The 11,821-nt window shown below is 42.0% G+C and carries 13 protein-coding genes; 4 read left to right on the plus strand and 9 right to left on the minus strand.

Going from position 1 to position 11,821, the window contains the following annotated elements; genetic code table 11:
• Positions 1-187: 187 nt before the first annotated feature.
• Positions 188-943 (plus strand): SDR family NAD(P)-dependent oxidoreductase, encoded by a 756-nt coding sequence (locus EGC80_RS19685; RefSeq protein ID WP_101034702.1) that lies wholly within the window; start codon positions 188-190, stop codon positions 941-943.
• Between the two features lie 131 nt (positions 944-1,074).
• Here EGC80_RS19685 and ompW read toward each other — a convergent pair whose 3' ends face one another.
• The 7 genes from ompW to phhA form a co-directional block, all read right to left on the minus strand.
• Entirely contained in the window at positions 1,075-1,722 is a 648-nt protein-coding gene (ompW, locus tag EGC80_RS19690; protein WP_101032229.1) for an outer membrane protein OmpW, read from the minus strand.
• Positions 1,723-2,031: 309 nt separating this feature from the next.
• Positions 2,032-2,691, minus strand: coding sequence for a nucleotidyltransferase family protein (locus EGC80_RS19695; protein WP_124011847.1), 660 nt, complete (start codon positions 2,689-2,691; stop codon positions 2,032-2,034).
• Positions 2,678-3,328 (minus strand): maleylacetoacetate isomerase, encoded by a 651-nt coding sequence (gene maiA, locus EGC80_RS19700; RefSeq protein WP_124011848.1) that lies wholly within the window; start codon positions 3,326-3,328, stop codon positions 2,678-2,680. The genes EGC80_RS19695 and maiA overlap by 14 nt, the downstream gene beginning before the upstream one ends.
• Before the next feature lie 90 nt (positions 3,329-3,418).
• Positions 3,419-4,405, minus strand: coding sequence for a fumarylacetoacetate hydrolase family protein (locus EGC80_RS19705; RefSeq protein WP_124011849.1), 987 nt, complete (start codon positions 4,403-4,405; stop codon positions 3,419-3,421).
• Positions 4,406-4,642: 237 nt separating this feature from the next.
• Positions 4,643-6,181 carry a transcriptional regulator TyrR gene (gene tyrR / locus EGC80_RS19710; protein ID WP_101032233.1) on the minus strand — a complete coding sequence of 513 codons (1,539 nt, stop codon included), beginning with the start codon at positions 6,179-6,181 and terminating at the stop codon, positions 4,643-4,645.
• A 169-nt stretch (positions 6,182-6,350) separates the two neighbouring features.
• Complete coding sequence (locus EGC80_RS19715; RefSeq protein WP_124011850.1) at positions 6,351-6,686, minus strand: 4a-hydroxytetrahydrobiopterin dehydratase; 336 nt, start codon at positions 6,684-6,686, stop codon at positions 6,351-6,353.
• An 83-nt stretch (positions 6,687-6,769) separates the two neighbouring features.
• Complete coding sequence (gene phhA / locus EGC80_RS19720; protein ID WP_124011851.1) at positions 6,770-7,567, minus strand: phenylalanine 4-monooxygenase; 798 nt, start codon at positions 7,565-7,567, stop codon at positions 6,770-6,772.
• Positions 7,568-7,878: 311 nt separating this feature from the next.
• On the opposite strand from phhA, the gene galE reads away from it, so the two are divergent.
• From galE to EGC80_RS19735, 3 genes are all read left to right on the plus strand, one after another.
• Complete coding sequence (galE, locus tag EGC80_RS19725; RefSeq protein ID WP_124011852.1) at positions 7,879-8,901, plus strand: UDP-glucose 4-epimerase GalE; 1,023 nt, start codon at positions 7,879-7,881, stop codon at positions 8,899-8,901.
• A 68-nt stretch (positions 8,902-8,969) separates the two neighbouring features.
• Positions 8,970-9,455, plus strand: a complete 486-nt coding sequence (napF, locus tag EGC80_RS19730; RefSeq protein WP_101032237.1) for a ferredoxin-type protein NapF — start codon at positions 8,970-8,972, stop codon at positions 9,453-9,455.
• Between the two features lie 111 nt (positions 9,456-9,566).
• The gene (locus tag EGC80_RS19735; protein WP_101032238.1) at positions 9,567-9,914 is read left to right on the plus strand and encodes a bactofilin family protein; all 348 of its coding nucleotides are present in this window, start codon (positions 9,567-9,569) and stop codon (positions 9,912-9,914) included.
• Positions 9,915-10,206: 292 nt separating this feature from the next.
• Here EGC80_RS19735 and EGC80_RS19740 read toward each other — a convergent pair whose 3' ends face one another.
• Positions 10,207-10,887 carry a DUF2982 domain-containing protein gene (locus tag EGC80_RS19740; RefSeq protein WP_124011853.1) on the minus strand — a complete coding sequence of 227 codons (681 nt, stop codon included), beginning with the start codon at positions 10,885-10,887 and terminating at the stop codon, positions 10,207-10,209.
• An 81-nt stretch (positions 10,888-10,968) separates the two neighbouring features.
• Entirely contained in the window at positions 10,969-11,721 is a 753-nt protein-coding gene (locus EGC80_RS19745; RefSeq protein ID WP_124011854.1) for an ElyC/SanA/YdcF family protein, read from the minus strand.
• Between the last annotated feature and the right edge of the window lie 100 nt (positions 11,722-11,821).

The following is an 11,821-nucleotide window of genomic DNA, read 5'->3' on the forward strand; positions in this document are numbered from 1 at the left end:
GTCTATAAGGCTTGTAGCATGCTCGACTACCCTATCATGGCCGTGAGTACCAAGCGCTCACGGTTAACAGCTTTTATCATACACAAGGATGTCTAGAAGTCTACACGTCTTAGTCGAAAAATTTTCCTGCTTGTTATCAATAACTGATATTCCTATTATAAGGCACCATATTACGATGATGTTTACTATGTTGACAACGACGTCTACCGCGACAGCAATGATTATTGGTGCCAGTTCGCAATTAAGCCAAGCGCTTGCACGGCAGCTATCTGAACAAAACGTATCCCTAGTACTTTTTGTACCAGAAGCTGATCAGCTAACTGAATTTTGCCAAACCTTACCTGGGGAAGTGACTGTATACCCTTTAAGTATTGGCCAACCTGAACGGTTAATTGAGCAGCTCACCACGGCATGGGAGCAACACAATGGCGCTCATCTAGTGATAGTGAATACGGGTGTGAATCACTACGATGCCACGCTACCTTGGCCGATTGAACAACATATTATTGATGTGAATGTCAGAGGATTTGCCGCCATCAGTAACTGTATTTTTAAATTAATGTGCCAACAAGGTTATGGTCAACTCGCCGCTATTAACTCTATTGCCGGCCAGCGCGGTGGACCAAATGTGGCTTACCATGCATCTAAAGCGTTTGCGGTTAATTATCTACAAGGTTTGTGCATGCATGCGCAACGATTGAAATTGCCCATTACCATCAGCGATATTCAATTAGGGTTATTTGACAAGGCTATGTTACTCAACACTGCATTTTTATTGTCGCCGATAGACAAGGTTGCCAAACAAATATTAACCGCCCTTAAAAAAGGTAAACGGCGAGTATATGTCACTAAACGTTGGCGTGTTGTTGCGTGGATGAATCGATTATTACCTGAATATATTTATAATACCCGTCATTGGAAACCGCGTAAAAAAACCAAGTAATTCATACCAATAAAAACAGGAACATATTAGTTCCTGTTTTTTTATACTCTTACTTTAGCTTCACTTAACTTACTTTAGCTACACTTATTTTGCTTTATTTTTGCTTATTCTTGCTTATTTATTACTGTCGCTTAATAAGTATAACCCACACTTATCATATAAACCCATGGATCAATATCGGTCTCCACTACCACATGATCCGCGCCTAAATCAAAGCTCACGTCGGTTGAGATTTGTGCATACCACACGGACGCATTAACTAACCATCTTTTGTCAATTTGATAATCAAGTCCAACTTGACCTGCCAAGCCCCAAGAGTTAGATAAACTTAAATTATTTAAACCAAGATCTTTCGCTTCTTGAGTAAATTCATTGTCATAGAAATTAGTAAAGTTAACCCCTAAACCAATATAAGGACGCAAAGCCGATTGTGGATCACCAAAGTAATATTGTGCTACCAGTGTCGGAGGCAATTGCTTAGAGTCAGCTATTTTACCTAATTCGCCCAGTGACACATCGTGGCTAAAAGGCGATGCGGCCAATAATTCAATACCAACATTATCAGTTAACATATAACCAAAATTTAGCCCTAACTGCACATCACTATCAACGCCAAATTCAGCAATATTGGCCACTACAGGGCTCGACTCATTAGGGGCTACCATCGCCACACCAGCCCGAACAATAATGTCACCGGCTTGATGGGCTGCGGCGCCAAATGATAAACCAGCAGTTAATAAAGAAACGGCAACTAAACTTAGGGTAATTTTCTTATTCATTTTTTAACACTCCTTGGTAATGACAACCGGATGCAAATCAATTGCATCCTCAACATTCGCAGTCAACCTACCTAAGTCATTGATGAATAACATTGATCTAGATCAGTTAAAACAGAATACCTCTAAAGTGGTAGTGCTTTGTTCAAATATACTTGATTTGGATCACAAGTTTCACAAAGTGGATCTGCATCTGAATCTCATATTAAGGAAAAGTGCGAGGCAAGAACGGGGTGTTGAGTGATAAATAGCCGTGACTGAAGATAACTTAATCGTTAAGCTCAGATCGTGATATTAAATGGTCTCTAACAGCTATTTCCCCTCGTTGAGCTTCGTTAACTTAGGGTATTGGGTTAGCCAGTTTTTTTGAACTAGTCTGGATTCAAAAACACTAATATCACGCTTGGGGTTGGCACATAACGTGAGAGCAAAAAGACCTTCTAATCCAAAAACAGCATCCACGCTTATCTCATGCTCATTGATTGAAATAGAAGGCGAGCTTAGGGTTAACGCTGTGGAGTTATCGACATTAACATTGACTAACTTAACACCCACAGCAGTTTGTTTTTCAGGCCAATAAGACATGGCGTCAAGGCACGAGGAATAAGCAGGATCGCCATGTTTAACATGCATTCTGGCTTGATTTTTAACTGACCAGGGTAAATCTGCTCGCTGCCTAAGTTCGGCTTCAATGGCGCGGTCTCGCTCCACTGACACATTGATATCACACCAATATATAACATCAATATCATTTAACGGCTGCGGCTTAAACTTGTGTAATTTATCCCATACCAAATTACGCACAAAGCCTGCAGCGATATACCAATCTGTAATATAAAGTGGTTGTAACACCGCACGGCAAATGTGCAAGGCATGCAGACGCTGAGCATCATCTTGCAACCATGTCGATAACTGCCCAGCTAAGTCATCTGGCTTCAATGGATGTAACGTTCGCTGACTAGCTGGCATCATGCTGTTGCTCTGGTGCTGCATCAGCAAAGGCCGCTAATTGTTGGCACTCATCCCAAATGCTGACAATATTTGGATATGCTGCAAGGTCAAGATTAAAGCGCTTGGCATTATATACTTGTGGGATCAGACAAATATCGGCCAGTGAAGGCTTATCACCAAAACAGAAACGTCCGCAGTGGTGACTTAGTTGTACTTCTAACGCAGTAAAACCAAGGTGGATCCAATGATGATACCAGCGCATTTTATCGGCTTCTGACACACCCATTTCATTGACTAAATATTGTAATACTCGCAAGTTATCTAAAGGGTGAATTTCACATGCAATCGCTTGGGCCATACTGCGCACAATGGCACGATCTTCAATATTGGTTGGAAGCAAGTTATGTTGCGGATACTTGTCTTCAAGAAACTCGATAATGGCCAGTGATTGTGACAATGTCAGTTCACCTTGCTCACCGTTATCAACCAATACCGGCACTAAATGCTGCGGATTGAGTTGATGATATATTGCAGAGTTTTGTTCACCGCCATTATTCACTAAATGCACCGAAATATGCTCTGCCGTTAACTGTTTTAAATTTAACGCAATCCGCACCCGATAAGCCGCACTTGAACGCCAATAGCCGTAGAGTTTCATGTCAATATCCCTGTTGTTTTATGATTAAAAAAGGCAATAACGATTTATCGCTATTGCCTTTTTATGTCGATTTATATCACTGCAATAATCTTAGGCTTTGTACTCAACCACTTTTTGATCAATAGAGCCAAAAATACTCACACCGTTGTCATCAAACATTTCAATACGAACGCTGTCGCCAAAGTGCATAAAGGATGTTGATGCTTTACCATCGGCAATAATTTCAAGCATACGCTTTTCCGCCAAACAGCTTGAACCCGCACTGCGATCATAATTTGAAATGGTGCCAGAACCAATAATAGCCCCGCTACCTAATGGACGCGTTTTAGCCACGTGTTCCACTAACTGACTAAAGTTAAAGGTCATATCAACACCCGCATTGGGGCGGCCAAACAATTCACCATTTAAGTGGGTGACCAATGGTAAATGTACTTTACTGTCTTGCCATTTATCAGCTAATTCATCTGGGGTAATAGCAATAGGCGAAAATGCACTTGATGGCTTAGATTGGAAAAAACCAAACCCTTTACCTAACTCGCCGGGGATCAAGTTGCGCAGTGATACGTCGTTGACTAACATCAATAATTTGATGTGTTTAGTGGCATTTTCGCTGCTAACACCCATGGCAACATCATCGGTAATGATGGCGATTTCTGATTCAAAATCAATTCCATACTCTTCACTTGTCACTTCGATATTGGCTTTAGGGGCAATGAAACAGTCTGAACCGCCCTGATAGACTAAAGGATCCGTCCAAAATGATGCTGGCATTTCAGCGCCACGTGCTTTACGCACCAGTTCAACGTGATTCACATAGGCACTACCATCGGCCCACTGGTATGCACGAGGTAACGGAGATAAACAACGTGCTTCATCAAAATCGGCTGCATTGTCCATTTGGCCATCGTTAAGCGCTTCATAAAGTTCATTTAATTGTGGATACAATAAATCCCAAGCATCAAGTAATTGCTGCATTGTATGGGCAATAGCAGGTACAGCGACCGCTTTGGTTAAATCTCTACTGACTAACATCAATTGGCCGTCGCGACGTCCGTTGTGATAACTTGCAAGTTTCATTATGGCTCCTAAATACTGGATGAACGTGGCGGATAATCCACACTACACGCTCAATTTGATCATACAAATAACCCATCACAGCAAAAAAGCCTATAGCGTATGCTAAATCACATTTTGCTGGCATTAATGGATATTTGTAAATTATTGGTTACTTTAATATAAAATAATCGAAAACACTGATTTACAGCGTTAAGGTGACTAAAATGCCATCAAAATAGTTGGCATTAAATCGTTACATTACTTTTTTTTACTAATACTGTAATCGCGTAATTTATTGGCAATGGCGGTATGCGATACCCCAAGTTTTTTTGCTAATTGGCGTGTACTTGGGTACGCAGGGTATAACCGACGCAATAAACCTGCTTCGTATTCTTTCATGGCTTGGTCTAGGGTGCCTTCAAATTCCTCATCGAAGTAACCAAAGCCTTCAGCATAGGATGGTAATTTAAGCTGCTCGACCGTCAATTCAGTTGAACCGTCCCACATCGACACCGCTCTAAAAATCGCATTTTTCAATTGACGTACATTACCCGGCCACGCATAGGTAAACAGGTAATCACGACAGCTTGCCGAAATACGCCTTAAGGGACTCGATAACTGCTGACTATAATGTTCTAGAAACATTTCAGTTAACGGGATCACATCCACACGGCGCTCACGCAGTGATGGCATGTGATAACTGAGTACATGAATACGATAATATAAATCTTCTCGAAATTCGCCGGTTTGGCAAAGTTCAGCTAAATGTTTTTGGGTTGAACAGATAATCCGCACATCAGCGCGCACTTCTTCATCACCGCCAATCCGCCTAAAGGTTCCGTCTTGCAATAAACGCAGTAATTTGACTTGCGCCGCTTTGGACATCTCAGCAATTTCATCAAGAAACACAGTCCCGCCTTTGGCTTCTTCAAATAGACCGCGTTTAACGACAGTGCCATTACTGACAAAGCCAAATAATTCTTCTTCTGCAACGCTATCAGGCAGCGCGGCACAATTAATGGCAATGAAAGGATGTTCACGGCGCATGCTAGCATCATGACTAGCACGAGCCATTAGCTCTTTACCTGTGCCGGTTTCACCGGTGATCAGCAAGGGGGCATCTAGTTGCGCCATCCGTTTTGCTTGCTTGAGTATCTCTTTCATTTTGTCACTAACGGCTAATACGTTATCAAACCCAGTAGTCTGATTTTGCAGTGCATTAAACTGTTTACCCACTCGGGCTGGCGATTTCAGCGAGATAACCGCACCGGCTAAAATCGTTTTGTCATTATCATCAGGCAAGAAAATTGGCAGCATTTCGGCTAGATATTCACTGCCATTAATTTGCACCCGAGTCGCCTGAGCCAATACCGGCGTTTCGCTCATCCAACGGGCAACGTTAAACCCTTGTACCCAATGATTAAGTGACTCACCCACTACCTCATGTTCACCCATACCGAGCGTCAATAACGCTGACTCATTAGCAATGCGGATCCGACCTTTAGCATCGGTTGAAAAGACTGAATCAGGTAAGGTTTTAAGTAAGGTTTTTAGAGCGTAATGCTCTTGCTCTGATGGCATAAATGACACAGTACGAACATCATTTACACTTTCAACCTTGCGGATTTGCGGCATTAACTCGCGCAGTGTTTCAAAACTAATCTCAGCAAATTGCAGAAATAAGAAACCCCGATTACTGGCATCAATAGCCATTAAGTTAATGCCGTGATTTTCAAGCACGACGAGGATGTCTTTCGCTAAACCCACGCGATCAATACAGCTGACTTCCAAACGCATAATGTAACGATTCCCTATTTATTTAAGGTTTGTTTCGGAAATTTGGCATAACGTTAGAGGGATATGGCTTCGGTGGCAAGTGAAGTTTACAGCAGAATTGTAACAGAGCAATTATTTCAGCATATTACGTTAACGTAATATACTGAAATCGATGGTGATCGTCATTAATCTACAGCAACTGGTCGCTCTTGGCTGCCATAATAAAATCATTCTTATGGAGCCCTTTAATGGAATGTGACCACCAGGTCACCGTCACTTTACCCCATTCAGTTAAGATCCCAGGGTGGTGAAATTCAGCCTCAGCTAAATCGGCCAATTTATTGGTAAAAGCCATGGCCAATTTAAAGTTTTTGAATTTATATACCCGCTCCAGCTGCATAATACCGTCACGAACTTCCACGCCCCAATCGGGGATCATACCGATAAGCTCAGCTAATTCAGCATCGGTCACTTTAGGTGCATCCGCTTGGCATGCTTCACATTTCATCTCAGTTAATGCGTTCATTTACACTCCTTGACTTAATTAAATGGTTATCTTGCTTGCAGGCTGACGAGTCAAATGATGCTTACCTCAGCTGCAGTTAATCATTAGCTTGCTTTCACTTTAGGGGCAAACTTAGGCTCAAACATGCCTAATTGACGCGCTTTGGTTACCATTGCCATAATATCCATACGCGCAACTTCATCAAGGTAGTCAATATTTTCAATCACGTAATAAATAGGCTGCATAATATCTATACGATAGGGTGTGCGTAATACATCCAGTAGATCAAAAGGTTTACGTTCTGGTGCATCACTTAGCGCATACAGGGTTTCTCCTGGTGAACTTAAAATACCGCCACCATAGATGGCTAAAGGCTCATTTTTCGCTTGAACCAAACCAAACTCAATAGTGAACCAATATAATCGTGCTAAAAAGACCCTTTCTTCTTTTGACGCAGCAAGCCCTAATTGACCATACATATGCGAGAAATGAGCAAATGATGGGTTGGTTAATAATGGGCAATGACCAAATATCTCATGAAAAATATCGGGTTCTTGTAAATAATCAAACTCTTCTTTGCTACGAATAAACGTTGCTACCGGAAATTCTTTATTGGCCAATAATTCAAAGAAACGTCCAAATGGAATTAATGCGGGCACGGCTGCCGTTTTCCAGCCTGTGGCGTCTATTAACACTTTATCAATTTCAGGTAACTGTGGAATACGATCAATAGACATGCCTAATGCATCTAACCCTTGTAGGTAAGCATGACAGGCTTTGCCCGGCATATTGGCCACTTGGCGTTGATACAATTGTTGCCATAATTGATTCTCATGTTCTGAATAATCTATGTAACCCTGGGCATCAGGTTGATGTGCAATATACTTTGTTGCTGTACTCATAAGCTCCACTTTACGTCAACTTCAGTTATTACATAGTGTGCCATGGTTAACGTTTTGTTAACTCCCTCACCATTTTTTGTCGCTGGGATATGTTGCTTGAAATGTAAACAAATGGGTACAGGCACGATTAAAGGGTGTTTTATATGACGATTGCTTAATTATCCAACACTGATAGGAACAAGCTGTCATGCGGTTTATAAGCCGACCCGTAATGATTTCAACATGACGGCTATAATTTAAATGGCTATTGAACTGTGATAATTTACAATAACCATTGAACTTGACTCATTTATTCACAGGACGATTTATCTATGGCAATTTTAGTAACCGGTGGCGCTGGCTATATTGGTACTCACACAGTAGTAGAGCTATTAAATGCCGGACAGGAAGTAATTATTGTTGATAATTTATCAAATTCAAGTGTTGAAGCCTTAGCCCGTGTTCATACTATTACGGGTAAAGATGTCACTTTTTATCAAGGTGATATTTTAAACAAAGCCTTACTGCAAAAAGTTTTTACTGACCACAGTATTGAGTCTGTCATTCATTTTGCGGGATTAAAAGCCGTCGGTGAGTCAGTAGAAAAACCGTTGAAGTATTACGAAAATAACGTTACTGGCACCATCATCTTATGCCAAGTGATGGCAGAAAATAACGTTAAGAACTTAGTCTTTAGCTCATCGGCCACGGTTTACGGCGACCCTGCTAGCCTGCCCATAAAAGAAGACTTCCCAACAGGCGCAACCAACCCTTACGGCCAATCTAAATTAATGGTTGAGTATATTTTAGCTGACTTACACAACTCGGATAACAGTTGGAATATCGCCCGTTTACGTTACTTCAATCCTGTTGGCGCTCACGAAAGTGGCCTGATTGGTGAAGATCCTAACGATATTCCTAACAACTTAATGCCCTTTATTGCCCAGGTTGCTGTTGGTAAACGTGAAAAATTAAGCGTCTTTGGCGATGACTACAATACTCCAGATGGCACAGGCGTGCGTGATTATATTCATGTTGTTGATTTAGCCATGGGTCACTTACAAGCATTGAAAAAGCTGCAAACCAAACCTGGATTAGTGACTTATAATCTCGGTACAGGCATAGGCTACAGTGTATTAGACATGGTCAAGGCGTTTGAGAAAGCCTGTGGTAAAACCATTGCTTATCAAATCAGTCCTCGCCGTCCAGGTGATATTGCAGCCTGCTATGCAGACCCTAGTTTTGCCGCGACAGAGCTTAACTGGCGTGCAAGCCACTCAGTAGAGGACATGGCCAATAGCAGTTGGAAGTGGCAATCAACTAATCCTGATGGTTATAAATTGCCAAGCACTTAACAATTTTTTGCTGCAGCTAATGCTAATATTGGCTGCAGCAAGTCCGTTTCGGTCTAATTGGGATAATAATGAGTCAAAGCATCGATCAAAGTCGTCGGAATCTATTTAGTCGCAGAAAAACTAATGTTATCCGTCCGCCTTGGATAAAAACAGACCAACTGTTTACCGACAATTGTACCCGCTGCGATAAATGCATTACCGCATGCGAAACAAGTATTATCAAACAAGGCGATGGTGGCTTTCCTGAAATAGATTTTAGCCTTGGTGAATGCACGTTTTGCCAGAAATGTGTTGATGCATGTCCAGAACCAGTGTTTGAACGCGCTCAATCCTTACCTTGGTCAATTACCGCCAGCATAAAAGAGAATTGCTTAACCTATGAAGGCGTCTGGTGCCAGAGCTGTAAAGATGCCTGCGATCCGCGCGCAATTAGCTTTATCATGGCGGTAGGACAAGTGCCTAAACCCGTTATAGATACTGACGCCTGTAACGGTTGCGGTGCTTGCGTGTCCCCTTGCCCTGCGGATGCGATAATTATCGGCCACCCAAGCTAATTTTTCTCCCAAAGCGTAGAAAGATATTAAGTATTCGGTCAGCGATTTTGGTTTTGTTCATTAGCCTTTAGCGCTATATTACCCTCTCAACGTAGACATAAGAGCACTAAGATGTTTGGTCAAAAAAAACCTGCTAACTCACTAAGCTTTATCGCGCAAGAATGCCATTTAACCGGTAAACTCATTTTCAGCGGTGATGTGCTCATTGCGGGCCATGTCAGTGGCGATATCAAAGCACAAGGCAATGTGACCATTGAACCGAGCGGCACCGTCGATGGTGATGTCTTATGTCGCGAGTTGATGATTGCTGGGCAATTAACTGGCAAGGCACGCTGTAAAAAAATAACGCTTCATGATCAAGGTATTTTTGAAGGTGATGCATATTGTGAAAACATTGAAATTTTAGATGTTGGTCAGTTTTTAGGTTATCGTCACCGCGATCCTCTCACAACCGCCTAACGAGTGGCTTCGGCAGGCATTTTACTTGCAGCTTTAACTTGCACAATAATAGGGCCAACGGTTATCAATATTATGTCAGCTAACTTGCGATGGTTTGTCTAAAGAGGCCATCGATAATGTGGTGAATTACCAATAGTTAAGGAGGCTGCCTGTTAATGAGCTGGCACAATATTAACCACATCCACGATAAACTTCGTTTGATGAAGTGAGCTTAGTCAGTTGCCCTTGTAACCCAATAACATATTTTCGATAAAAATCCGTCCAGTTCATCACTTAACGCCCAAACCAATGCCTATTGATCATCACTGGTTTGAGCTTGTTGTTGCCATTGACGCAACAACGCCACAAATTCTTTAGGGTCTCGGTCTAAACTATCAATCGATAAATACACATGGTAACCCAACTGTTCATTCAACGTTTGACAACGATGGCCAAACATAGCCAGTACCCCACGATAACGTTCACCGTTAACCACTAACGGAGTGAACTCAGCACCTAAATAGCCTTCTAAACTTTGTAAGTCTTCATCCTGGGTGGCCGCTGTCATTAATAGTGGCCGCTGCTCGGTCAGTAATCCGGTGGCCAAGCGCAGTGAAATACAATCTAAAACGGGATTAATGTGTTTAAGCTTGACGCCAATATAAGGCAGTTCAATTAACTCCATGTTTTGATTTACTCGCACATTATCAAGTCGTTGAATATTGTGCCATTCAATAAACACTTGTCCGCGGCGATGAAAAAATGCTACGCCTGCTGTGGTTAGCTTAAAACTGACGGCTGGCTGGTACACTTTGGAGACACCTAAAACCAGCGCAACTGAACCCAAGGCAAAGCACAGCATACCGGGCACAAAAAAGCCTTTAAACCCGATAAAAATAATTAAGCTAGTTACTAAACTCACCGCCCCAACAACGGTGAGTGTAATGCCATTACGTTTAATAAAAGGGCTGATTAATAACTCGTCAGTGACCACGATTTCTCCTTTAAACTAATTGTGATAGAAGTCTATTTTATGGCTAATAGGTTTGTGCCTAATAGTTTTTAATTATGTGAATTAGCTTATCTCTTTGATCTGCAACCACAACATGCCGACATATTCATGGATAGCTTTTTGAGATGCTAATAACTGATCTGCACCTAAGCGCCACCGATAACTTTGCCTAGCAATAAAGTCACTGGGCGCAGGCTGTGGTTGCATATCCAGTGAGGTAAATATTTGCATAGATCTAGGCATATGCGTAGCCGACGTCACTAACCTAAACGGTCTATAGCCAACAATATTCTTAAGTGCATAAGCTTCTTCAATGGTATCTTTAGGTTGATTAAATACGACTATATTGGCTGTTGGGATCCCTAATTCTTCTGCGGCTTGTGCCATAATCGTCGCATGGGCTGTGGGCTGGTTTCCACCACTCCAACCACTGACAACTAAGGTACAATGTTGACCGAGACCAAACTGACGAATGCCTTCGGTTAATCGAGCCAGTGCCGTCGACGATAGTTGCTGTACTGCGGTATGGCCATATTGCTCACGATTACCCGATCCCAATACCATCACAACACAAGTGCCAGTAATCGGTTGATGATTAACTTGATACTGTGATTCTAATGAATCCGCTAAAAAATAACTCACTTGAGATTGGCTTGTTAATGCTAGCACCAATATAGAGGTGATCAAGGTGACTCGGCCAAATCGCAGTAGCGTGGCCCGTTGGGTTCGCCACAAGATGGCAGCAATAACAAGTAACATTATGCTAAAGGGGATCGGCATCACTAATTGCGATAAGATTTTTTTAAGCCAAAACATCGGTATATCACTTGATCAATTAACACTGCGGCTAGTTTATCGTTATCAGCTTCGAATACAAACCATATAGAGTAAACAAAAACGGCACTTGTTAAGTGCC

It is taken from the genome of Shewanella psychromarinicola, assembly GCF_003855155.1.
Lineage (GTDB): Bacteria > Pseudomonadota > Gammaproteobacteria > Enterobacterales > Shewanellaceae > Shewanella > Shewanella psychromarinicola.